The organism is Vibrio sp. RW, from assembly GCF_027587105.1.
Lineage (GTDB): Bacteria > Pseudomonadota > Gammaproteobacteria > Enterobacterales > Vibrionaceae > Vibrio > Vibrio toranzoniae.
Window position 1 is genome coordinate 1 of record NZ_JAPPTM010000007.1, and the last position, 23,928, is coordinate 23,928.

The 23,928-nt window shown below is 43.8% G+C and carries 18 protein-coding genes and 1 pseudogene; 9 read left to right on the forward strand and 10 right to left on the reverse strand.

Going from position 1 to position 23,928, the window contains the following annotated elements:
- Together OCT63_RS08025 and OCT63_RS08030 are read left to right on the forward strand one after the other, a co-directional pair.
- On the forward strand, positions 1-3,211 hold a 3,211-nt coding region (locus tag OCT63_RS08025), incomplete at its 5' end, for a cadherin-like domain-containing protein (protein ID WP_269983526.1).
- Between the two features lie 157 nt (positions 3,212-3,368).
- The gene (locus OCT63_RS08030; RefSeq protein ID WP_161674363.1) at positions 3,369-3,731 is read left to right on the forward strand and encodes a hypothetical protein; all 363 of its coding nucleotides are present in this window, start codon (positions 3,369-3,371) and stop codon (positions 3,729-3,731) included.
- 320 nt (positions 3,732-4,051) lie between these two features.
- On the opposite strand, the gene OCT63_RS08035 is transcribed toward OCT63_RS08030, so the two are convergent.
- From OCT63_RS08035 to OCT63_RS08055, 5 genes are all read right to left on the reverse strand, one after another.
- Positions 4,052-4,948 (reverse strand): sigma-70 family RNA polymerase sigma factor, encoded by an 897-nt coding sequence (locus tag OCT63_RS08035; RefSeq protein ID WP_269983527.1) that lies wholly within the window; start codon positions 4,946-4,948, stop codon positions 4,052-4,054.
- 379 nt (positions 4,949-5,327) lie between these two features.
- Positions 5,328-5,660: an Hpt domain-containing protein gene (locus tag OCT63_RS08040; RefSeq protein WP_060466852.1), complete on the reverse strand. Its 333-nt coding sequence runs from the start codon at positions 5,658-5,660 to the stop codon at positions 5,328-5,330.
- The gene (locus tag OCT63_RS08045) at positions 5,654-7,228 is read right to left on the reverse strand and encodes a response regulator (RefSeq protein WP_269983528.1); all 1,575 of its coding nucleotides are present in this window, start codon (positions 7,226-7,228) and stop codon (positions 5,654-5,656) included. Before OCT63_RS08045 ends, OCT63_RS08040 begins: the two co-directional genes overlap by 7 nt.
- Positions 7,229-7,466: 238 nt before the next feature.
- Entirely contained in the window at positions 7,467-9,017 is a 1,551-nt protein-coding gene (locus OCT63_RS08050; protein WP_060466850.1) for a DHA2 family efflux MFS transporter permease subunit, read from the reverse strand.
- A 3-nt stretch (positions 9,018-9,020) separates the two neighbouring features.
- Entirely contained in the window at positions 9,021-10,085 is a 1,065-nt protein-coding gene (locus OCT63_RS08055) for an HlyD family secretion protein (RefSeq protein WP_269983529.1), read from the reverse strand.
- A gap of 127 nt (positions 10,086-10,212) precedes the next feature.
- Between OCT63_RS08055 and OCT63_RS08060 the strand changes: the two genes are divergently transcribed.
- Positions 10,213-11,115 (forward strand): LysR family transcriptional regulator, encoded by a 903-nt coding sequence (locus OCT63_RS08060; RefSeq protein WP_060466848.1) that lies wholly within the window; start codon positions 10,213-10,215, stop codon positions 11,113-11,115.
- Positions 11,116-11,245: 130 nt separating this feature from the next.
- Here OCT63_RS08060 and OCT63_RS08065 read toward each other — a convergent pair whose 3' ends face one another.
- From OCT63_RS08065 to OCT63_RS08080, 4 genes are all read right to left on the reverse strand, one after another.
- Positions 11,246-13,561, reverse strand: coding sequence for a glycoside hydrolase (locus OCT63_RS08065; RefSeq protein WP_269983530.1), 2,316 nt, complete (start codon positions 13,559-13,561; stop codon positions 11,246-11,248).
- Between the two features lie 135 nt (positions 13,562-13,696).
- Positions 13,697-14,515: a DUF2861 family protein gene (locus OCT63_RS08070; RefSeq protein WP_269983531.1), complete on the reverse strand. Its 819-nt coding sequence runs from the start codon at positions 14,513-14,515 to the stop codon at positions 13,697-13,699.
- Positions 14,512-15,162 carry a response regulator transcription factor gene (locus tag OCT63_RS08075; RefSeq protein WP_269983532.1) on the reverse strand — a complete coding sequence of 217 codons (651 nt, stop codon included), beginning with the start codon at positions 15,160-15,162 and terminating at the stop codon, positions 14,512-14,514. Before OCT63_RS08075 ends, OCT63_RS08070 begins: the two co-directional genes overlap by 4 nt.
- Positions 15,140-16,549 (reverse strand): ATP-binding protein, encoded by a 1,410-nt coding sequence (locus OCT63_RS08080; protein WP_269983613.1) that lies wholly within the window; start codon positions 16,547-16,549, stop codon positions 15,140-15,142. Before OCT63_RS08080 ends, OCT63_RS08075 begins: the two co-directional genes overlap by 23 nt.
- 271 nt (positions 16,550-16,820) lie before the next feature.
- Between OCT63_RS08080 and OCT63_RS08085 the strand changes: the two genes are divergently transcribed.
- Positions 16,821-17,354 carry a YbhB/YbcL family Raf kinase inhibitor-like protein gene (locus OCT63_RS08085; protein WP_269983533.1) on the forward strand — a complete coding sequence of 178 codons (534 nt, stop codon included), beginning with the start codon at positions 16,821-16,823 and terminating at the stop codon, positions 17,352-17,354.
- A 61-nt stretch (positions 17,355-17,415) separates the two neighbouring features.
- Positions 17,416-18,213, forward strand: a complete 798-nt coding sequence (locus tag OCT63_RS08090) for a helix-turn-helix transcriptional regulator (RefSeq protein ID WP_161684291.1) — start codon at positions 17,416-17,418, stop codon at positions 18,211-18,213.
- A gap of 14 nt (positions 18,214-18,227) precedes the next feature.
- On the opposite strand, the pseudogene OCT63_RS08095 reads toward OCT63_RS08090, so the two are convergent.
- A pseudogene (locus OCT63_RS08095) lies at positions 18,228-18,522 on the reverse strand (MFS transporter); the annotation flags it as partial.
- Between the two features lie 160 nt (positions 18,523-18,682).
- Here OCT63_RS08095 and OCT63_RS08100 point away from each other — a divergent pair.
- The 4 genes from OCT63_RS08100 (at position 18,683) to OCT63_RS08115 (ending at position 23,518) form a co-directional block, all read left to right on the forward strand.
- Positions 18,683-20,014 (forward strand): D-serine ammonia-lyase, encoded by a 1,332-nt coding sequence (locus tag OCT63_RS08100; protein ID WP_161684293.1) that lies wholly within the window; start codon positions 18,683-18,685, stop codon positions 20,012-20,014.
- A gap of 253 nt (positions 20,015-20,267) precedes the next feature.
- Complete coding sequence (locus tag OCT63_RS08105) at positions 20,268-21,068, forward strand: hypothetical protein (RefSeq protein ID WP_269983534.1); 801 nt, start codon at positions 20,268-20,270, stop codon at positions 21,066-21,068.
- Between the two features lie 250 nt (positions 21,069-21,318).
- On the forward strand, positions 21,319-22,365 hold the full coding sequence (gene trpS, locus OCT63_RS08110) for a tryptophan--tRNA ligase (RefSeq protein ID WP_161674342.1): 1,047 nt from the start codon (positions 21,319-21,321) through the stop codon (positions 22,363-22,365).
- A gap of 292 nt (positions 22,366-22,657) precedes the next feature.
- A complete protein-coding gene (locus OCT63_RS08115) occupies positions 22,658-23,518 on the forward strand; it encodes a delta-class carbonic anhydrase (protein ID WP_060466837.1) in 861 nt (286 codons plus the stop codon).
- The last annotated feature ends 410 nt before the right edge of the window (positions 23,519-23,928 follow it).

The window sequence follows — 23,928 nt, forward strand, 5'->3', positions numbered from 1 at the left end:
CGGCTCGTTAACCTTCACAGACGCCGATCTATTAGCGGGCGCTGCAGATATAGATGGTGATGAGCTGTCTATCACGGATGTGTCGTACACGGGCGCTGAAGGTGTGTTCACCGATAACGGTGATGGCACGTATAGCTTTGCTCCGAACGAGAACTTCAATGGCGATGTAAACCTTGGCTTCTCAGTATCTGACGGAACAGAGACAGTTAATGCAAACATCGACGTAACGGTAACGGTAACGGATGTCAACGACGCACCAGTGGCGGGCACTACGTCTTACCAAATGAACGAAGATGGCACCATCACATTGAGTCCTGATCAGTTGATTGCTAACAGCTCGGATGTGGACGGTGACGTGTCGCTTGATAGCGTGAGCTACTCGGGTGCCGACGGTATCTTGGTTCAAAACGAAGACGGCTCAGTGACCTTTGCAACAAACGAAAACTTTAACGGCGACATCAGCCTTGATGTGACCATTATCGATGACGATGGTGCAACAGCGACCACAACTGCGGGTATTGAAGTTCTAGCTGTGAACGATGGGCCTGAATCTGAGGATGTGAAACTTACTACAGCCGAAGACAGCACCATTTTGATCACTCAAGATATGTTGCTGGCTCAGGCTACGGATATCGATAACACCGCAGATGAGCTGTCAGCTTCTGGTCTACAAATCGACCCTAGCTTGGGTGAGTTGCTAGACAACGAAGATGGTACTTGGTCATTCACACCGAACGAGAACTTCAATGGCGATGTACCAATGACGTTTAACGTTAGCGATGGCCAAGAGACAATTTCGGTCGACGGCAACATCGATGTTACGCCAGTGAATGATGCACCTGAAGCGCCAACGATTGAGATGCAAGGCGAAGAAGATGTGGTCATGGTGATTGACCCTGCTTACATTGCAGATCAAGTGACGGATCTTGATGGTGACGAGATCAGCATTGAGAGCATCACGGTTCGAGCTCCTGCGAATGCGACCTTAACTCAGCAGCCTGACGGCATGTATCACTTAGTCACTACTCAAGACTTTAATGGCTTAGTAGAGCTAGGATATCAAGCAACTGATGGCGAAGAAGTGGTTGAGGGCTCACTGAATGTAGATGTGATTCCAGTTAACGACGCACCATTTAATGTCGGTAACGCAATGATGACCACAAACGAAGATGGTGCGTTCACCTTCGATGCTGGCGATTTGATGAACCTGTTCGGTGACATTGATACTACAGACTTAGTTGTTTCACGAATCATCAACGCAGAGGGAGAGGATGGCGGTGAGCTCACTGACAACGGTGACGGAACTTGGACATTCACACCAACCGGCGACTTTTCTGGTACGTCTGATCTACAAGTGGTTGTAAGTGACGGCGAATTTGAAACGGTTCTTGATGTTCCTGTGTTTGTACGTCCAGTCGCAGATGGCGCGGTTATTACAACCGACCATGACGGTCCGTTAGTCTTCGGTGAAGATGAAACGGGTCACCTAGGACTGAACGTTGGTCTGGTCGACGATTCAGAAACGTTAAGTAACCTAGTGATGACCGGTTTCCCTGTCGGATTCGAAGTGACGGATGGTGTAAACACTGTGATGATCACCGAACCGGGTCAATATATAGACCTGTTCGAATGGGATATCTCAAACATTCAAATGACGCCTCCTGAAAACTTCAGTGGTGAATTCTTCATCACCGTTAGCGCAACAACGGTCGATTACGGCGATGATCCAGAAGCGTTCCAAGATGGTATCGATTCAGGTGACTTCGAAACGGTAGCGGGTGACGCCATCATCTTAACAACTGATGAACTGATCGGCTTGGCTGAAAACGTGAATGCGGATGGTGATGATGAAGTGAAACTGGTTCATCTTGCAGACCGTAGCCAAGGTGAAATTATCGACAATGGCGATGGCACATGGACTTTCACACCGGCTCCAGGCTTTACTGGTGAAGCAGACATTGCTTACGTGATTGATAAAGATGGTGTGCTTCATGATGAGCAAACAGGCGTAGTCGTAAAAGAAGGCGATTTACAAGAGAATGCAGCACCAGAAGTTAACAGCATCGCGACAACAGAAATGTCGGCGGATGCCACTTTGTCATTTACTGATGAAGACATGTTAGCGAACCTGAGCGATGCAGAGGGCGATAGTTTGAGCATTGAGTCAGTAAGCTTAATGGAAGGTCAGGGCGTGATAGAGAGTGATAATCAAGGTAACTATCAATTCACACCTGCTGAAAACTACACCGGAGATGTTCAAGTTGGCTTCATTGCGACGGATGGTGAAAATCGCATCGAGAGCTTTTTCAACGTAGATATTCAAGGCGGCGATGAAGCAACGGTAAGTGAAGGTTATGCCTTAGCAGGTGATGGTTCATTAACTATCACAGAATCGCAATTGGTGGATGAGTTAGGCGTTAGTGATACGGCAAACATTGTCGATGTTGCAGATGTTAACGATGCTGGTTTCTTTGCTGAATCTGGCGAAGGTGAGTGGACGTATTGGCCTAATGAAGATTTCGATGGCAACTTAGCCATGAATGTCGAAGTTGACGATGGCGGTGAAGTGTCGAGCCATAGCTTAGGTCTTCAAGTTGCCGATGATTCGGCACAAAGTGAGGAGTCACAAGTACAAGCCGCTCAAGTACCAGAAGAGCAACCGGTGGAAGTTGGACAACAAGCTGATGACCAAGCTCAAGAGGCTGAAGCCAACGATAGCTCTGCTGATGTCACTGCCGCACCGGGCGATACTATATCTATCTCAATACCAGATGAAGTGAGCGCTAACGAATCCGTTGATTACGCTGAAATGTCCGGCTTACCTGAGGGCTCGACTGTAAGTAACGCGTTGGATAACGGTGACGGTAGCTTTACAGTCAGTGGCAACTTGGATCAGTCTGTATCGGTTGAACTTCCTGAGGGTTATGAAGGGACTAGCGAGATCCAGTTCCAAGGTTACGACGAATTGGGTAGCTCAATAGACGGTGCAAGTGGTTCTGTTGAAGTTGAAGTCGATGATCAATACACCATGCAAGGTTCTACTCAAGAGCAGCAAGCGGACATGGCTGGTATGGAGTCTGGCAGTAGCGATTGGACAAGTTCAGGTGGTCAAGAGCAAGGCGTTGACTTCACGGACGACTCTGGCAGCTACGATTCAGATTCACAAACCGGTACCGACCAAAGCAACGATTTTGACCAAAGCTCAATTTAATTTCTAGAGCCCTGTGTTAATTTGTATGAATAAAGCCATGTAGAGTTATCTCTACATGGCTTTTTTATGGTTCATGCGGATTACCCAGCAACAAAATATTGAGAATTGATAAAAATGCTCTTAGCTATAATAAAGACTAAACAAAAGGAGGAACGATATGTATCGATATGTCAGTTCACCGCAAGCGTCAAAGTACATCGTGCCGCCCCCTCTACACCGCGAGTTGTCGAGTGTGGATGTGCCTGAGTCTGAATTGGAAATGCGGGAAATCCTAAATAATTGGTTTGCTGATGGGTTAGCTCCTATCATTAAAAGTGATGATAACTACATTTCGAAAAGCGACCAAATCCGCTTTGAGAAACTGAGCCATACTGTAGGGGTGTTATTGCGAAACAGAGATTATTATTTCGCAGCCAAACGAATTCTATCTGTGTGGGATCAAGACTGTATAGAAACCACTTATGTCAATTACTTGTTATTACGCAGTGAGCGAGTTTTATATGAAGAGCACATATTGTAGTGATGAAGTTCCGTTTTCTTATTGGCTTTGTTATAGGGTCTAATCAGCAGTGTCGTAAGTACTTACGACTGTATCTATGAAGCTTTAAGTTATGTGATTTGTAGTTAAAATTATTGATATTGTGATTAACTCATCGAAAAAAATGTAAAGATGGAAGTGATATTGAGGGAGAGGAGGGCGGCATAGTTCGCTCACCCTTAAGTCATGTTTTTTGGCTATAGTGGTTTATTGACAATATTTGGTAGCGCCTACAACTGGTTATAGGCGACGAACATATTGATGAAAGTTTGATCGTGTGTCTGAACAGGAAAAAGGTTTAATTACACCCAACCGTCAAATTGAAGCCGCTTTTGAATCCTCTCAATCGCCTCTTTTTGCATTTGCCTTACCCGCTCATTGGAAACATTGATATCGAGCATTTCACCAACTTCAGATAATGTTTTTACCTTATTTTCGAAGAAGCCAAAACGATGAATAAGCACTTTCTGTAACCTAGGCGGCAACGTGTTTATAATTTGCTCTAATGCTTCTGTAAAACATTGATCCTCACAATTTTGCTGAGGATCTGGAATGTGTTCACATTCACATTGCTCCAAAACTAAAGGTACGTGATTGATATCAACCGTTGTTGTGACATCAATAAACCCACTTAAAGAGACTAGTTGGTCAACACGTTCGGCTTTAATACCAGAATTTTTCGATAGTTCTGAAATAGAAACCTCTTTACTCATTTTTCTACTCATAGTAAGTTTTTTTGATGCGAGGTTATTTATTTCTTTGCAAACGTGAGCCGGTAACCGAACAGTACGCCCTTTGTTCATCAATGCGGATTCGATGTTTTCACGAATCCACCACACTGCGTAGGTTGAAAACCGATAACCCGGATCAGGGTCGTATTTGTCAATCGCTTTGATCAGGCCGATGTTGCCTTCTTCAATGAGGTCCAACAACGTAAAGTTATTCCCTTTACGCTTCAGATAACTCTTAGCAACTTTTACCACAAGACGTAAGTTAGATTCGATCATGAGATCACGAGCTTTTTTGTCGCCTGAACGGTTCAATTTTGCGTAATATAATTCATCTTCACGCGATAACAAATCGATGCCCACAATATCTTTCAGATAGTGAGCATAGGGCTCCCGACTTGCACAAAAGCGGTCTTTAATAGGAGAATCATCTATAAATCCTTGGAACTTAGCAAAACCTTCATTGTTCATTTCCTTGTCCTTATATAGCCGACTGAACGTTCTGTTTTTATGCAACTTGATTGTTATTGTGTTATTTCATTAGAGTGTAGGTAACAGTTTCTTCTTTACCAACAAATAAAATGTAATTTCATATGCTGTTGTCACAAAAGTTAGTACAAATCTTTAACTGATTTTTGTTTGAAAGTACGCGTTTCGTTCTGAGTATGTAATCGTTTGCAAAGTCAGTGTGATCTGTCGTCGATTCGAAATGGTCATGGTGAATTTAAAGACGTGCTTTTGGGAATTCAAATATAAAAACAAGCCAAAGAACAAGGCTTTAAATAATCCAGAGCACTCGAGTTCTTTTCTATGTTTAGCTATCACTTGCCTGAATTACCGAACCCTGTGGTTAATAGGTGCTGAGTACTCCATCTATTTGTTGGTTGATAATTTTTATTTCTCTATATATAACGGCAAGGTCGTTATCTTGTGGTGCGAGTTTATTAAGTGTGTTCTGCTCAACCCGTTCTAAGGCCGCTGTGGCTTCTTTTTCACCAAAGCTGGCTAATATGCCTTTCAGTGTGTGTACCGTAAAGTGAAGCTTCCCCCAATCTTGCTGTTGCACTAATTCATGTATTTCGTTTAACGAATTGCCATGATCTTCTTGATACGTCGATAACACTACGAAGATGACATCTCTGTCGTTATCTAAGTAATCGTTTAAAGCATCGAAATCTAGCATAAGGACTCCTGTCGGTTACATGTTGAAATTGGGCTCGGAGGTTTAGTGGAAAAACCATAACGCGATGCCTCGTTAATCCATTGCTTCCATCTTTTGGGAAGTTCTAATTGTGTGATGTCTTGTATAAAGTCGTTACTAAGCTGTTCTTGTATTTGAGTTCTATTCACAGCATATAGATAGTCAAGCTTAGCGGCTATCGAATAGGGATAGCTGTGAATATAGTCTTTAATGACTTTTATCGAATCCAAACTTTCGAGGTTGACCAACATGGAAGGTGACAGTGTTTTAGGCTGTTCTCGATGCAATACAGTAGCACCACGCAATTGGATACATTCTATGACTACACGATATAAGGAGTACTCTCCAAAGTGAGCAAATAGTGGCAACAATCGGTTGAGTAGGTCGGTTGGGGTTTCGTAAAAGCGGTAAGAAAGTAACGTGGCCGCTTTGACCAGTTTTTGATGTGCAAGCTTTTCATTGTTTTCAAGTATGAGTATGTGACAGTGGAAGATAGCCAAGTTTGAGAGTACTTGATTTTGAAGATTGCTTGGTAGTTTTAAATTGACCTGTGTTGCGAACTGGCCTGCATGTTCGATCAGTGTTTTTTTATTGTTGGTATTCGTTTCACGCTCATACGTCGCTTTCAAAGAGTTGAAGTAGGTTGATATGGAATTAAGGGCATCAATATCGGCAGATGAAATGCTGCTCGCATAAATCTCACCTAATTTGATTAATACTTGTGTATTGTCGGCGTTTTCAGCTAAATCGATGGCGCGATGGCTGACACTAGGCGTTAATTCAAAAGATCGTAATGCTAACTTTAAGGCTGGCAATAACATCTGATGTTTTTCGTAAAGACAGCTTAGACAGTCTATTACGCTCAAAGAAAGCGGTTGTGCAACGAGGTAGTTGTGCAGTTTATTTATCGCTGATTTTGGTTTACCTAACCCATCTAAAATCAATGCTTCTGCGACCAGTTTTGTTGGGTGCATATTGGTCTTCGATTCATTGAGTAAATCTGAGAGCAGGTCCCACTTCTTACCAGTAATCAAATGCTCAATTAACGTTGCTTCAAACTGTCCCTTGGTATTTTTACCGGGAATTTTTAATGCGGATTTCAGTGCTGCTTGATCATTTATGGGGTAAAGGTTAATGAGCTGAGATATTTGTTTTGCTTCAAGCAGTGCTGTTTGGACCTTCTTTCCAAGCGCGGTAGTATTGATTGGTTTGGTAATAAAATGTTGTGCTTCACCGGATAAAGCAGTCAATACCGTTTCCTGACGCATGTCACCAGATAGCAATATTGTCGCAACGGTATGGTCTATAAGTCGGTTACGATAGAGAATACCTAGCAGTTCAAAACCGGTAAAAGATTGCTCTAGATGATAGTCGATGAGAAGTACATGGAAAGAGTGTGTTTCAACTGCTTTGACCGCTTGTTGATAGTTGGTCGCAATGAAAATATTTCCATGCGAAATACCCAGGCTGACAAGTTGCTGTTTGATAAGAATAGTGGCACTCCTAGAGTCGTCCACAATTAAAACCCTTAGGCCTGGCGATAAGTTCAAATCTTCTTTCCCTAGATATTCAACTATAAATTCAATTTAGGTGTCGTGTTGCATAAAGTCAAGGTCCTGGAAACCTGGATTTTTAACTATTAAGATATTGATAGAATACTATTTTCTATGCTGTGAAAATCTCATTTTATAGAATGTTCTGTGTAGCTACCTAGAAAAATAACGAACAAAAAAATGACGAACTGATTAGCTCGCCATTTGAATGTTAGGTAAAGAGGGTTAGAGTGATCTAATCACGCATATTCAGAATCAATACAGCGGCTAACGCTAAGAATGCTGTCATCATCAAGAACACATCATTATAGGCCATGATAGCGGCGTCACGTTGCATGGTTCCTAACAAGCTTGCTTGCGCTTGTTGCATCGCTGTCGCGGCATCACTGCCAGATTGGATAAAGAACGCTTGCTGATCTTTGAGTGTTTGCCAACCTAACTGACTCACTGAAGGTAGCGACTCTTTGATATGTGCAAGATGCTCGCGTGTCTTGTTGTCCAGTAGCGTAGCGATAATCGCAATACTGAACGCACCACCTAGGTTGCGCATTACGTTGGTTAAAGTAGAAGCGTCAGGAGTGTCCATTTTGCTGATGTTCTTCATGGCAACCAAAGACAGAGGAACCATAATAAACGGGCTACCGATAGCGCGTAGAACCATAGACAAAATCAACTGTTGGCCACCAAAATCAATCGTCATGTGTGTGTTTACGTAACAACTGAAACCAAACATCGCGAAGCCAAAGGTCACCAAGTATTTGGGCTTAATGATTTGGGTCAGCTTAGGCACGATTGGAAATATCAATAGCTGAGGAAAACCCATCCACATCAGTACTTCGCCAATCTCCATCGCGTTGTATTGCTGGATCTGCGTTAAGTACAATGGCAATACATAGATTGAGCCGAGCAACGCCATCCCTAAAATCAGATAGGCGATACAAGACATCGCAAACTGCGCATCCCGCAATAGCCGCAAATTCACCAATGGCTTCTTGTGTTGTAACTCGTTTATCACGAAGTAAACCAAACTCACCGCAGACACAATACTCAAGCCAACGATAAAGCTTGAGCTAAACCACTCCTCACGGTTGCCTTCTTCTAGCACGACTTCCAAACAACCTAAACCTAGCGCCATGGTCGCGATACCGAACCAATCGGCTTTTTTCAGCGTGCCAAGGTCGAGTTTTTCATCATCCAAGCCATACCGGATCATGGTGATCACAAGCAGAGCGGGTGGAATATTGATATAGAAAATATAGTGCCACGAGAAGTTTTCGGTCAGCCAACCACCAAACGTTGGACCAATAGACGGAGCAAACGTCGCGGTGACACCAAACAGTGCCATGCCGACCGCCCGCTTATTGATCGGCAGCAGTTGAATAACTAGTGAGAAGGCGAGTGGAATTAATGCTCCACCACTAAAACCTTGCATCGCACGGAACACGATCATCGATGTCATGTTCCACGAGAAAGAACACAGCAAAGATGAAATGGTGAATATTGTCGTGGTCCACGTGAGATAACGGCGTTTACCGAGCGCTTTTGAAAGCCAACCACTGAGTGGAATGGCGATCATTTCTGCGACTAGGTAAGAGGTCGAAATCCACGAACTTTCATCCAAGGTTGCAGACAAGGCACCTTGAATATCTTTAAGAGACGAGTTGGTGATCTGGATATCCAAGATCGCCATGAACGCACCAATCAAACCGCCAAATAGGGCGATCCAATGGCGAGTTGATACTTTGTCCTCATCATGGGTTGAGGTGATAACACCGGCGCTGCTCATGGTCTAGCCTCGTTTATCGATGGTCGCAACCACAGACAAGCCAGGGAGTAATCGACCTTTCAACTCTTGCTGATCTGGGATGGTAATTTTCACAGGCACACGTTGAACGATTTTGGTGAAGTTACCGGTTGCGTTTTCAGGTGGTAGCAGCGCGAACTTAGCGCCAGTAGCAGGGGAGAAGCTGTCTACCACACCTTCAAGTGGCTGACCTGGAAAAGCGTCTAGCTCAACTTCAACCGTTTGACCTTTGTGAATGCCGCTAAGTTGTGTCTCTTTGAAGTTAGCTTCAATCCATACCTGGTTGTTTGGAACCAAGCTCATAAGCGGAGCACCGGCTTGAATCAGTAAACCTTCACGCACACTGCGTTTACCAATGATGCCATCGGTAGGTGCGTAGACTTTAGTGTAATCAAGGTTGAGCTGTGCTTGTTCTCTTTGTGCTTGAGCTTCAGTGACTGATGCTTTGGCTTGTTCAATTTCGCTGGCAATAACGATGAGTTGGTCATTGCTTGCAACAAGGTTGGCTTTCGCTTCTTCTAAGTCCGCAAGGGTCACTTTTTGTTGAGCGACCATGCTATCGACTTCATCTTGAGAAGCGTAATTGCGTTTTAACAAGCTGCGAGAGCGCTGTACTTGTTGGATAGCACGTTCATATTCTGCTTCGGCGGAGTCGACGCCACTTTCTGCTTGGTTAATTTTGCTACGTTGTAACGTCTGCTGAGCGATTAAGTTCTTTACGTCGGACTGTACGACGGATAAATGGGCATTAGCTTGAGCGAGGGCTGCTTGGTAGTCACGGTCATCAATTTGAACCAATAGGTCGCCTTGTTTCACCGATTGGTTATCACTCACGTAAGACTTAACAATATAGCCAGATACCTTAGGGCTAATATTAGTGATGTCGCCTTGTAGGTAGGCATTATCGGTCGATTCAAAATACTGGCCGTAGCCATACCAATATCCAGCGCCAGCTAAACCCAATGACAGCATGATCGCAGTAGCAATAAGCGGCGCTTTTTTACGTTTTTTTGTGCTTACTGATTGCGAAGCGTTGTTGTTCTCTGTCATTTCTATTTCTCATTGTGTTTCTATTTAGATGTAACGAATTGTAAATGAATTAGATTGATTGATAAGATAGGAAAAAAAGGAAACACTGTTGCAAAAATCTAACCAATAGAAGCTTTGGAGAAGTACGATGGACTTAAATGCAGTGACGGTTTTTACACAAGTTGTTGATTGTGGGAGTTTCACGCAAGCTGCTGAAGTCCTTAACATGACTAAGTCCACCGTTAGTCGAAAACTGGCAGAGCTCGAACAGCATTTAGGTGTGAGGTTGATCACTCGTTCAACACGTAGCTTGGTGCTCACCCCCGAGGGGGAGCGTTTTTACCTATCGAGCACGCAAATGCAAGAGATCATGAACCAAGCTGAACTAGAGGTTTCTGCCAATCAGGATTTAATTCGAGGGCCGCTTAATGTGGTTTTACCTGTCGAGTTGGGGCACCAAGTGTTGGCTAAATACATCCATCGCTTTCTTCTTGAACATCCGAATGTGACGATGAATTTGGAGCTGACTAACCGCGAAGTCGATATTATTGGAGAAGGCATCGATCTTTACGCACAAATTGGTGAGCTGGAAGATTCCAGTTTGGTCTCTCGTTATCTAACATCCTCTGAGCGTGTTTTAGTCGCTAGCCCTAAATATTTAGAACAGTTTGGCGAAATCAAAACTCCCAAGGACCTCAAGTCACCATTTCGTATGGTTGAGGTCGCTAATAAAGCGGCGCGCTTGCCTAAGTGGGAACTACAATTGGGCGATGGAGAGCCAGAGCTGATAGAGCTACCGAGTCAATTGAAGGTCAATACTATTACGGCATGTCTTACCGCGTGTGTTGATGGGTTAGGGCTTGCAGTACTTCCAGAATTTATTTGTAGAGACCACTTTAAGACTGGTCGGTTAATCCGTCTTTTACCTGAATATGAGATGCCACAAGTGTCTGTGAGTTTGGTGTATGCCGATAGGCAGCTCATGCCCAAACGTAAAAAGGTGTTTATTGATTACCTACTAACGGCTTTTCTAAGCGAGAAAAATAAGTAGCGTTCGTTTAGTTTATCGAAGTGATTCAAAGCCGTCAGTTCTTTAGCTGCGAAACAGGAAGTTAAGGGGAACAAAGAGCTAAAGAACCGAACATTAAGACCTGACATTAAGAACTAGAGCACGAACCTAATCAATTCAGCTTTGGTTTCCACTCAACGACTTGTCCATTGCTCAACAAGGCTTTGATAGAAGTCGCTGCTATTGTGACACCGTTTTGGCTAAACGCTTGGTCAGAGAAGTTTGCGATGATTTTACTGCCGTCACCAAACACGGTTTGTTGAACATCGCCGCTCTCTTCTAACCACGTGAAGTCGACGAGCGCCTTGTCCCATAGCAGGCTGTGTATTGGCTCAAATCCATCTTGATAGTGCTTCAATGCCTTCAGCCTTGGGCTTGAACTCGATAAAGCTTCATCTCTTGTTAAGTGAACCATCGCAGGCGTGTTGTACAGAATGGCAGTTAAGTCGCGGTTTGCTTTCACATTACTGAACTTGAGACTGTCTGAATGCCAATGGTGGGTGTTAATCACTTCATCATGGAATACGGCTTGATATAGTGGAATGCGATATTGAGGCGAAAACAGTAGCGACTTGTATGGCTCTTTAACCTTTGCAGGCTTGAAGAAGAAGTCCGGTTTATGATCAGGATACCAGCGACCCAAGTAATAAGGCGACTTGCGGTTTTCTTTCATGTCTTTGTCAGTCCAACCAAAGCCGACCGTTTCTAAGCCGTGTGCAAACGCGATACCTTTGGTTGTCAGGCTATTGCCATCTTCAGAACCCAGCACCAAATTTGGTTGCTCACTTAACCATTGCATTCGATTATTAAAGCCAGAAAGGATATCCAACTCACTGGAATTGTCTCGATAATCCTCACGCGCCATTGCTGTCGCATCCACATCTAAGAACAAGCTATTGAAGTTGCCCAACCTCATAATGTCTTGAGCGCGCTGCTTTACGTAATCTAAATGGCAATTCGGATTTAGATAATAACCGTTACCTCGGAATCCTTTTTTCAAGCTTCCATCCGCTAGTTCAATCGCGCACGTCTCGCGAATAGGTGTTGGTAATTGAGCCGTTAACCAGTTGTCGTTTAGCTTGGCGGGTATGGCTGTGTTGTAGGAGTCGTAGGTTCCAACCAGATAACCAGACTGTTTAGCTAGTTCCACCGCGTTCGGTTGATAGAAAGCTGGCATCCAATTATCAAAACCCAGCCAAAGCTTATTCAGGCCTGCTTTATTTAGGTTGCTGACCATGTCCGACGACAGGGCTTGTCCCCAAGTTTCAGGAGTATTGAGATAAGAAGACGCGTTCTTAATCAACCAGTTTTTCTTGTTCTGTGCAGCGGCATATTGAGCTTGAATAGTGTTGTCGGTGAGTGTTGGCGTGGCAACAGGATACAAGCCTTGTAGTGACTGGCTGATAGAGTCCAACAACAGTTGTTTGTGATATTGGCTGAACCAATCTTTGCTTTTAGACAGTGAAGACAGTTCTCGCTTGGCCTCACTTGGAACAATCAGTTGAGATCTCTCTAGATACCAAGCGTTTAATCCCCACCAGTCGTTCACATCTTGGACGCTTAACGGATCTTTACCAAATAGGTACACGTGGCTCGCGCCAATTAGCTTGCTCACATCTGGATTTCGCTTTTTCTTTTCCGCAAGTGATTTAGATAGATCATGATCAATGCGCCAATCGCGGTATTGTTTGGCGCCATCTAACCAAGAGTCTCCAAGTGTTATTCGAACGGTAAAAGGTTGTGACTGATTCAGCGCGGTAAATTGATGTGATGCGCTCATATTAATCTTGGTCTTGGCTTCGGAGAGCGTATCCGAGGGTGTATCAGAAAAAAGCAATTGGTTGTTTGCTGGGTTAATCATCTGATAACTGATGAATTGATCCTTCTGTTGTGCGGTCCAAAATGGCATCTTTAAGTCTTGAGTAGTGTTACTTCCTGAATGATTGTCGACTAGATAGTTTGCCCAATGCTTATTGTTGGTAGGCACACGCATCCCTTCGCTAAAGGGCAGGAATAGGGTTTGAGTTTGTTGTTCAGCAAGGTCAAACCAAACGAGTTCAATGGGGTGATTTCGTTTTACTTGCGTGTTTGAAGGTAAGGTGAATTGGACAAGGAGATCATCTTCTTTCAACTCTGCTTTAACATGGATTCCGCTTGGTAGGAGTGTCCAAGAAGCCTTGGCTTGGGAGTGAGCGACAAGCTGAGTGACTTGCTGGGGTTGGCGATCAACAGTTAGCGCTGCGCTATTCACGCTTAAGCCATTCCAGTCTATCGCTAATGTTTTTGTTGAAATCGATATGGTGTCGATGTTGTTGGTATTCGTTAGCGTTATCTGGTTGTCTTGTGCGTTTGCTGAGAACGCACAAGTGCTGAAGAGAGTGGCAATGGCGAAAGACGTAAAGTTAAGGTGGTGACGTACACTGAGCATATCTAGGTTCCGTAAAGAGTAAGTACGGTTATTACACCCAAGTTATGATGGTTCTTTGTCACCTATATGTCTCTATTTTCCCCTTAAGGGGTGGATACCTATTTTATAGCGAGCTTAACTCAGAAAGGTATTAGCTTAGAAAGGTACCGCGACACGCTGTACATATTGGATTTCAATCGCACCTTGATATTCAAACATTTCCACCGAAGCACTCAGGTGCTTGGCTTTTGAGCCTGAAGGGCTTTCTGTTGGAACCGGTGCTTGCGTTGTTTTGATTGGCACCTTGAAACCTAACATATTGTAATTTTCATCAAACCACTGCCAACTGACATGGGTGTCTGGACAGTTGTCGATTACCTTGGGCGACGTTACCCAAATATGCGGGTTGTTGAGTTTACTTTCGAGTGTTAGCCATCGTTTACTGTCATCCAAAGCCACGATAATAGGGTAGTTGTTTGACCCTATGGTTAACTGGTAAACACCAGACTCCGGTTTGAGAAACATTTCGCTAGTTTCAATCTCTTGATATGCCGCATCAGAATTGAGTTGCCCGTCGATAATGGTTTTCCCATCAGGCGACACCAGAGATATTCGTTGTGTTTGAGCTTCTATCGCTCCATTCAACTGCTCGACAGAGAATTTAATCTGATAGCCTTGTGAAGAAAGGCCATGGCGCCAGATAAAGCTCACTTGGACGTGGCTGTTGGGTGCTGCACTTTGTTCAAGAGCGCTTCCACATTGAGTCCTACTTAAGATCTCTTGTTTTACGGTTAGCCAATGTTGGTTATCAAGTTTCTCCTGATTCAGTGCGATTTGCAGTTCTTGCCATGCCACTTGCGGTTGATCATTGAGCAGTGATTGATAAGTGTGTTGCAATGGCGTATTGGTAAACCATGCCGCATGACACGCAAAGGGTAGCGTGCAGATTAGTGCTGTTAATGTCCTTAATTTCATTGTGATTCTCCAGCCAAACGATAACCAACTCCACGATGTGTTTCTAGATTCAGTGCTGGTAGCTTTTGACGTAAACGCAGTATGTGGTTATCAACGGTTCTGGTACTTGGGAAAGCTTGGTAACCCCAAATCTTGTTGAGCAATTCATCTCGGTGAAACACTCGCCCTTGGTTCTGAACAAACAAAACTAATAACTGAAACTCTTTAGGTTTGAGTGCGATAGGTCTGCCATCCAGATAAGCGATTCGTTCCGACAAGTTGATTTGGATGTTGACGTAGTTCAAGTGGCTAACACCTAATGGACGGAGCTGTGTGATCACCCGAGCAAGCAACTCTTCATTTGAAAATGGTTTAGTTACGTAATCTTTAGCGCCAGCCATTAAGCCTTCAACACGTTGTTGAACTTCCACTTTCGCGGTTAACACAATCACAGGTAGAGCTTTGAGCAGTAACCAATTGGGAAGGTGTTGTAAGCTGTCGCCGTCTTCGAGTTGTCGATCCAGTATCACAAGATCGGCTCGAAACCATTGCTTACTGGCACTCTGTGAATCCTTCGCCCAAAGGCATGGGTAACCATTGGATTCAAAAAAACTGACGAGACCTTGTCCAAGCAGATGGTCATCTTCAATCAGCAGTAGGGTGTTCATAAACTAGTTCCAAAATACATCGGGTTGGGTTACGAAGAATAATGAGGCGACCATTCGCTTGTTTCATCAGGTGTTCGACAATAGTTAGGCCAATGCCCATGTTGTCTTGTCTGTGATTGGTATTCGGTGTTGTTCGAGATACAAACCGTTGCAGAAAAGAAGGGAAGTGGCCTTCGTCTTGCACCTCAATCCTGAGCTTTTCGGCGAGTTCGACTTTTACCAAAACCTCACCTTTACCGTGTTGTTTGGCGTTTTTAATCAAGTTATCTAGGCAGATGGTTAGCCAGTAATACGGTAGGTTAAGTTCGGCATCACTTGATTCACATTGATACTCGATATTGTGCTTTTCACATACATGATCGAGCCACTCCTCTATGGATGCGTTTTGCTTTAACAAAGGCTCCGACTGATCCGCACTTAGGTACACTTTGCTGTTTTCGGTGAGCTGAGAGAGCCTTTGATAGTCTGAGATTAAGCGCCAAACCGCATCTTGGGTATCATCGGGAAATTCATCGTACCGATTTCTAAACATTTCGACGGTTAAGCCAAGGCTAGTGATCGGGGTTCGAAGCTCATGAGTGAGGAGCTGCAGCACAAACTGCTTCTCTTTGCGCTCTTTTCGTCGCAGATATAAGACTCGACCTAGTACTGAAAGCAGCAACAACAGCAGGCAAAAGGTCAACATTTCCATTAGAAGCGTGCCGTTGCTCGATTCAGTCAGGCACAGGTTACTGTAACGAAAAGAACAGTTTTCGCCCAACAAGGTTACTTTTTGTTGATCAGCGATAGGTTGCCAAATTTCCGACGGAATCGCTTTCCAACCTTGTTCGCCACTTAACCAAAGCACATCACCTTGTTGCCAAGCGCGGTATCCATTGAGTAGCGCTTCTTTTCCGCCTTTTTCTAAGCTTTTTAGCTTGTTGTGCAACGGGTGCAGAGGGTTGCTAATACTCAAAAATGGATGAATTTGTTTACTGTTCTCTGGGGAATGAGCGACATAGCGATCAGCAAAGCTGCCACCAGCAGGATGTCGTTTTGAGTGTGCCGCAAACCAGATGGAATCCAACGGTTTTTCCTGACACAAAGCCAGCTCGAATTCGATCGCATCATTCAAAAAAGGGTTGGTGTTTTTAATCGCTAGGCAACTATCTTGTATTGTGGCTAGCGCAGCGATATCGCCCCAACTGAATTTGGTGAAATCGGGGTAGCGGCTGCTTTCCTGAAGCAGAACTTTTGGATACTGAGATAACTCTTGTTGAGAAATAGAGATAGGAGACGATTGCCAACTGAGTTGATACAGGGTTTGCCATTTGTTTTGCAAACTTTGGGCATTGGCTAATGTTGGGAGCCAAAGGGTCAAACAAAGGGCTAATGTCAGCCTGCGCATCCAGTTATTCTCATTAAAAGTCATTAGGGCGAGTCTAAAGAGTTTTAGTTGAGATTTGTAACCTGAATGTCAACAAGTGCATTTTTATTTAAAACTGTGATAAGCCTGCAAGATAAATAATACAGGTGGCTAAAATTATGTACTTGTATAATGAGGATGAATTTCAGTAAGTATCATTTATTGGTTCCAAGTTGGGTGATTGTATACTTATTGTCATTTTTTAAGAGTGAAAGTGACTATACTGGATTTAAATCTAATAAGAGGAACCACCATGAAAACAACTAGTAAATCAATATTGGCAATGAGTATTTTGGCTGCAGGGGCGGCTCAGGCATTTGAACTAACGAGTAGTGATATTCAAGAAGGTCACCCTATGGCGAAGACATTTGAATACTCTAGCTGGGGCTGCGATGGTGATAACTTATCACCGCAGTTGATGTGGAAAGACGCGCCAGAAGGTACCAAAAGTTTTGCTATTACAGCGTACGACCCAGACGCACCAACAGAAAGCGGCTTCTGGCATTGGGTGGCGTTTGATATCCCTTTATCGGTAAAGGAGCTTCCTAGAGGTGTTGATATCTCTAAGCTGGGTGGTAAAGAAAGCCGCATCGATTACGGGACGATTGGTTTTGGTGGTGCTTGTCCTCCTGAGAACGACGGTATGCACCGTTACCAATTCACTGTTTGGGCGTTACCAACGGATAAGCTTAACCTAGATGAAAACACGCCGTCTGCTGTGGTCGGTTTTACGCTGAACAGCATGGCGTTAGATAAAGCGAGATTAACCACGACTTATACTCGTTAGTTGGTTAATAAAGCAATAAGCAATTATTGCTACAAGAAATACAACCAAACAAGGGGATGGGATGAATCATCAATATCAAGTGACCGTCTTTCGATCTGAGCAATTACAGACGCTGCGAAATGTGAGGATTCTATCCCCGAGTATTATCCAGATCATCACCGGCAGTAAGCGCTTGTTTTGGAAAAATTCATCAACCGAACTCACACACTCGGAGCTATTGCTGTGTGAAGCGTCGGCATCACTGAGTTTCGAAAACATGCCGCATAAGGGGCGTTTTCTTTCGCGTGTATTCAGTTTTTACTTTCAACCTACGCAAGTGATGCTCGATTTTAGTGAGCGGCGCTCAGACGAGTTAGGACTAGCCACTGTAGAAGCCGACCGTAGTTTGCAAGATTCATTGAGTGCTTTGTTTACGTTTGATCGTCAAAGCATGAGCAAAGAGACTCAGCAATTTTGGTTGCAAGGTTTATATCAGCAATTGGCGGAGAAGGGTGTATTGCATCGACTGTTTATTAGCTCAAACATCTCTTTTAGTCAAAAGCTCAGTCACTATCTTTCCCACTCTCCAGATGAGAAACACCCGTTAGAGTCCGTAGCAGAACATTTTGCGATGAGCCGCACCACGCTTATCCGTAAACTCAAACTTGAAGGTATGCAGTATCGTGAGGTATTAGCGGAAGTGCGCTTAAGCCACGCACTGTATTTAATGCAGTGCGGTCAGCACAACGTCGCTATGTTAGCCCAGTCTTGTGGCTACCAATCTGAAGGGCGTTTTAGCCAGCGCTTTAAAGGAAAGTTTGGAGTGTCACCAAGTGAATATATTAAGACAGTCGCAGGCAATAAAGTCGCGACGCCATAATCATCCTGTTTGGCCTAAACGCTGACTTTTTTGTCTCTTGCTGCCAGTACAGTGAAAATCGTGCACGCAAATGCAAGAGATGCGATCAGCAGAATGGGAACGCTCCAAGAATCGGTTTGAGCATGAAGCTTATCCACCAGCGATGCGGCTTGGCTGCTATTCGATGTACGTAAGTCAACAAAAGAGAGTGCGGTAATAAACGTCGAGCAGTTGGCTAATCCAAAGAGTGATGAGCCATTGTTGATTTTCACTTTTGGCTAAGAATGGCAGTAACAGCAGTCCCGGAACCATAGTCGAAAATTGCAGAAATGTGCTATTACGAAGAGAGGCCCTCATAGGTTGCTCTATTGGTTACTTATGAGAAGAAAAGCTAGCCTACAGATCATTGAATGATTACACAACTACCGTTTAAATAGGTTTACTAATAACTGAACCAGCGTAGTTCGCGCTTTACTAGAGAAGGTCACCCATGACTGTATTGAATATTGACAAGCTCATTTCAGACTTCCCATTGCTTCAACGGTTAGTTGATCTGGAAGAAGTGACTTGGTTTAACCCAAACATCACGACGTTGAAGCAAGGTTTACCCTATGTGGGATTAGGCGAACAAGATATTCACGATGCGAGCATGAGGCTGCAAAGGTTTGCTCCTTATCTAGCCAAGGCGTTTCCTGAAACTCAAGCGACCAATGGCATCATCGAATCTGAGCTTATCGATATCCCTGCAATGAAGTTAGCATTAGAAGCTCATTATCGGCAGCCAATAAAAGGGCGTTTGATGATGAAGAAAGATAGCCATTTGCCGATTTCAGGTTCAATCAAAGCGCGCGGTGGTATCTATGAAGTACTAACGCATGCTGAGAAGCTTGCCATTGAAGCCGGGTTATTGTGTGAGAGCGATGACTACAGCAAGTTGCTCAAACCTGAATTTCGTGACTTCTTCCAACAATACAGCATTGCGGTAGGCTCCACAGGTAATTTAGGCATGTCGATCGGTATCATGAGTGCCAAATTAGGCTTTACGGTCTCTGTTCATATGTCGGCAGACGCGAGAGCTTGGAAGAAAAGCAAACTTCGTGAGCATGGCGTCAACGTTGTTGAATATGAACAAGACTATGGCGTTGCGGTGGAGCAAGGACGTAAAGAGGCAGAACAAGACCCTCGATGCTTTTTCATTGATGATGAAAACTCGCAAACCCTGTTCCTTGGTTATTCGGTGGCAGGGCAAAGGCTCAAACAGCAATTTGAGCAACAACATATTTCAGTGGATAAAGAACACCCATTATTTGTTTACTTACCATGTGGCGTTGGTGGTGGGCCTGGTGGTGTCGCATTTGGCTTGAAGATGGCTTTTGGTGATCATGTCCATTGTATTTTTGCTGAACCGACTCATTCACCTTGTATGTTGCTCGGTGTTCATACCGGTTTGCATGATGAGATTGCGGTGCAAGATCTTGGTATCGACAACTTCACCGCCGCAGACGGTTTAGCGGTGGGGAGGGCATCTGGCTTTGTCGGTCGAGCGATGGAGCGCTTGCTTGATGGTTACTACACATTAAACGATGAACGCATGTATCAATTGCTAGGCGAACTGAACCAAGCAGAGGGTGTTCAACTTGAGCCTTCAGCGCTAGCGGGTATGCCGGGTGCGATTCATGTTGAGCAAAATAGTGAATACCTTGCTCGTCTAGAAATTGATGAGTCGACGCTAGCGAATGCAACACACCTTGTGTGGGCGACAGGCGGAGGCATGGTGCCATCACAAGAAATGGCAGCTTACTTAGCTAAGTCATCGGTTTAACCCCAAAGCTTTTATGAGCTAATGTTTTTACAAAGAGAAGCTGTTATAAATATCAGCGATTAAAAGATAAGTCATGATAGAAGAGTGTTGTTTATCGGTTGAACACACTCTTTCTCACCTCTAATTCCCACCGTAACTTAAACAATAACTTGCGCAGATCGTTATCCAAAACACACATTTTATAAATTAAACTTCTTAGATGTTCTAACTATCAGTTAGGTTGAGTGGCATTTAACTTGATAGGGATTAAGCAATGCAAACGGATATAGTGATGCAGACAAGACACATAAACACACCAGAAAAATTACTCCAGCGTTTAGATGCAATCGGGGAGTCTTTGGAAGCATCGAGTAAGGCTCATGCTTTATTGGGATTGGGCTCAGTAGGTATTGAAACGGAGCGACTTGATCAGTATTCAGATGTCGATTTTTTCGCGATAGTACAAACAGGGCACAAGCAGTATTTCTTAGACAGTTTGCATTGGCTATCTAATATTCACCCAATCGACTACGCGGTGAGAAATACTGTCGATGGCTATAAAGTTCTGTACGCCGACGGAATTTTTTGCGAGTTTGCGGTGTTTGAACCCCACGAGTTAGCGTATATCCCCTTTGCTGAAGGGCGCATAGTTTGGCAGCGACCTGAATTTGATACTCAGTGCTGTATCCCATCACAAAAGGGCACTGCAGAAGTTAATTCGCAAGCGTGGATCATAGGTGAAGCATTAACCAATCTTTATGTCGGCATGTCTCGTTATAACCGAGGCGAAAAACTGTCGGGCAGTCGGTTTGTTCAATCTTACGCTCTCGATCGTTTGATCGATCTTGTGGATCAAACTGAACAGCCTGAGCCTGAATTCGTTGATGAATTTATGTCTGATAGAAGGCTAGAAGTACGCTTTCCTAAGTTTGCTCAATTGCTACCAAGCTTTACACAAGGTTACGAGCGTACTGCTGAATCGGCACTTGCCCAATTAGCGTTCCTCAACACCCACTTTATAGTCAATAAAGCCATGTGTGACCGAATCACTGGACTGTGTGCCAGTAACGATTAAGCCTATAACCTGTTAATCTTAAACCTATTTTCTTGGTGCGCGTAAATAACAGTTGTCGCTCGTCAGTATTGTTGATAAGTTTTAACCATGAAATTTAATTCTGCTTCAACTTCAATTTTCTTTTGGTGGTGCTCTTAACAGAGCAGCACGGAATACTCACATTCTTTAGCTGCTGGACGGTAGCTAAGAATGTCATCAAAAATGTCGCCTCTTTTTATCTCCAGTAGCCTTTTTAACTTGGAGATACACCATGAATACCAACTCAAACAGCCATATCGACAGCAACAGCTATACCAACAAGCCTGAAATCATTCTGACTGGCGATAGAGCAACTGGGCCTTTGCATTTAGGTCATTACGTCGGTTCACTTAAACAAAGAGTCTCTTTGCAGCATATTCACGACCAAACGATATTGGTTGCCGACATGCAGGGGCTTACTGATAACGCCCATAATCCGGCAAAGGTTTCGTCTAACATTCTCAATGTGGTGGCTGATTATCTCGCGGTGGGCATTGATCCGACCAAGACCACGATTTGCCTTCAATCACACCTATCAGCACTGGCTGAACTCACCATGTTCTATAGCAACCTTGTATCTATCGCTCGGTTGGAGCGTAACCCAACCGTGAAAAGCGAAATCCATAACAAAGAATTTGGGCGCTCAATTCCAGCCGGCTTTCTCACTTATCCTATCTCACAAGCTGCTGATATCACGGCCTTTAATGCAACCTTGATTCCTGTTGGTGACGATCAATTGCCAATGCTAGAACAGACCAATGAGATCGTGAGAAAAGTAAACTCACTCGCGGGTAAGCCAATCTTAAATGAGTGTAAACCTCTGCTTAGTAATGCCTCTCGTCTTCCGAGCACCGACGGCAAAAGCAAGATGTCTAAATCAATGGGCAACGCCATTAATTTAGGTGCAACAGAGAAAGAGATTCGGGCGGCTGTGAAATCTATGTATACCGATCCAACTCATCTAAGAATTGAAGATCCTGGCAAAGTCGAGGGGAATATAGTGTTCACTTATCTTGATGCTTTTCATACTGACGTTAACTATATCAGTGAACTAAAAGAGCACTACCGAAGAGGTGGATTAGGCGATGGTCAGACGAAGAAAGTACTGGAAGAGTGCCTGCAAGATATGTTGCGTCCAATCCGCGAAAGAAGAGCTGAGCTGTTAGATGACAAAGCACAGCTCATCGATATCTTACGTAAAGGCACTCAGGTCTCGAAAGAGAGAACTGAATCAGTGCTGTTGGAGGTTAAAGATCTATTCGGGCTGAATATTTTGTAAATAAGTAGATTAAATCTCTGATATTGGAACCTTACAAATCGACCTGCTTGAATAAAGATACAATCAACACAAGTAGGCGTTTGTTCGACCTATCATGTATTTATCGTGTCTAACGGGCTACGTATATTAAAGCTTTTAAGACGATTCTTAAAAGCTTTTACACTGATATCAAAGTAAACAATGGAATCTAATCTTACTAAGACGGTACCTTATATTCGCTTTTGATTGCTGTAATATGTGCGCGGTGAAGCTTGATATTTAAGTCGATTTATCAATATTTTAGGGACGAAGCATGAAGAGTAGAAGTGTATTTTTAGGTGTAGTTATGGCTCTATTGTCAGGTCAAGCAAGCGCGTCTAACGCGAACCATGAGCCCGTTTCAGACAGTGTCATAGCCGAGCAAAGATCGCAGTTATCGGAAAATACACAAGGGAAAGGGTTTGGCCCGCAAGCTCCTCGAGATTTAGGTTCTTTCGAAGGCACTAACGCCCACCTGTTTTCGGACGCGCCAGATTCAGCAGCTATGAACTTGTGTAATATTCATTTTCATAAGAATGCTGAGCACAAAGGCGGTGAGTTTACTCAATACGTCGGTAACGGTGATGGTAAAGGTTTCCAAAGTGGTTACAAGTACACAGGTAAATTGAGTACCAATGAGCTTAAATCATTCGGTCAAAAGGTTTGCCCTAGTGAGCATGGCTCTCTTTATTCGGGTGATACTATTGAGGTGCATTACGTGTATTCAACGGCGCAAGTCGCACCGGGTGAAACGCTTGGGGCTTGTTTCAATGATGCAATTACTAACCCGCAACTGCGTGTAGAAACCCAAGTCTATGTGTTGGTGAATGACGATAAAGCACTCGACTTCGACACCTTGGCTAAGCACACTAAAGTCGATGGCTTGCACCAAGCCCCCAATATTCCGAAAGATACAGGAACTGCGATTCAATATTCAGGTTCTACCACCGGTCCTAGTTACAATGAACAAGGCTCGCCTTTCCAAGTTACATGGAACGTGAGACCACAAGTGGCGAAAGTTAATATTGCGACTGTTGGCCGTTGGTGTGAAGGAAACGACTTTAACGAAGATCACGCACACGGTGTGAGAAATTTAGTGGTAAACCCAGAACTACTGTCACCAATCCGCAACTAAATCGGTATATTTGATGGCTAGGCCATTATCTCCATTAGTTATGTGGCTTACTAGATATCACTAGCAGGGCGGTCTCCTTAGGGCCGTCTTTGTTAAATCCCCTAATCCTTCCTAAATTGGCATGATTTAAAACTGCGATACCGTAAGTATTTGTGTTTAATCATTTCCATTTATCGTATTTATACTCCTCTCCCAACCTTCAAGTAACTAACGCGTTCCAAATAATTAGTAAACATTGTGCAAATGTTACGATTTCATACAATTTCGCTAAAGTTATCGAGATTTAGACAGATAAAGAACAGTAGCGAGCTTTAACATGAGAAGTGTTGTATGCGAGCTCAGGTTTAGTTCTTAAACCTCTAAAGAATTTTTAATAAACTTGCGTTGAGACAACCTAAATGAAGAAAACA

Coding starts and splice junctions, on each gene's coding strand:
- OCT63_RS08075 (WP_269983532.1), bottom strand. CDS start 15,162: ATGAACACCCTACTGCTGATTGAAGATGACCATCTGCTTGGACAAGGT.
- OCT63_RS08080 (WP_269983613.1), bottom strand. CDS start 16,549: ATGCGCAGGCTGACATTAGCCCTTTGTTTGACCCTTTGGCTCCCAACA.
- OCT63_RS08100 (WP_161684293.1), top strand. CDS start 18,683: ATGACTGTATTGAATATTGACAAGCTCATTTCAGACTTCCCATTGCTT.
- OCT63_RS08060 (WP_060466848.1), top strand. CDS start 10,213: ATGGACTTAAATGCAGTGACGGTTTTTACACAAGTTGTTGATTGTGGG.
- OCT63_RS08085 (WP_269983533.1), top strand. CDS start 16,821: ATGAAAACAACTAGTAAATCAATATTGGCAATGAGTATTTTGGCTGCA.
- OCT63_RS08030 (WP_161674363.1), top strand. CDS start 3,369: ATGTATCGATATGTCAGTTCACCGCAAGCGTCAAAGTACATCGTGCCG.
- OCT63_RS08050 (WP_060466850.1), bottom strand. CDS start 9,017: ATGAGCAGCGCCGGTGTTATCACCTCAACCCATGATGAGGACAAAGTA.
- OCT63_RS08065 (WP_269983530.1), bottom strand. CDS start 13,561: ATGCTCAGTGTACGTCACCACCTTAACTTTACGTCTTTCGCCATTGCC.
- OCT63_RS08035 (WP_269983527.1), bottom strand. CDS start 4,948: ATGAACAATGAAGGTTTTGCTAAGTTCCAAGGATTTATAGATGATTCT.
- OCT63_RS08055 (WP_269983529.1), bottom strand. CDS start 10,085: ATGACAGAGAACAACAACGCTTCGCAATCAGTAAGCACAAAAAAACGT.
- OCT63_RS08090 (WP_161684291.1), top strand. CDS start 17,416: ATGAATCATCAATATCAAGTGACCGTCTTTCGATCTGAGCAATTACAG.
- OCT63_RS08115 (WP_060466837.1), top strand. CDS start 22,658: ATGAAGAGTAGAAGTGTATTTTTAGGTGTAGTTATGGCTCTATTGTCA.
- OCT63_RS08105 (WP_269983534.1), top strand. CDS start 20,268: ATGCAAACGGATATAGTGATGCAGACAAGACACATAAACACACCAGAA.
- OCT63_RS08070 (WP_269983531.1), bottom strand. CDS start 14,515: ATGAAATTAAGGACATTAACAGCACTAATCTGCACGCTACCCTTTGCG.
- OCT63_RS08040 (WP_060466852.1), bottom strand. CDS start 5,660: ATGCTAGATTTCGATGCTTTAAACGATTACTTAGATAACGACAGAGAT.
- trpS (WP_161674342.1), top strand. CDS start 21,319: ATGAATACCAACTCAAACAGCCATATCGACAGCAACAGCTATACCAAC.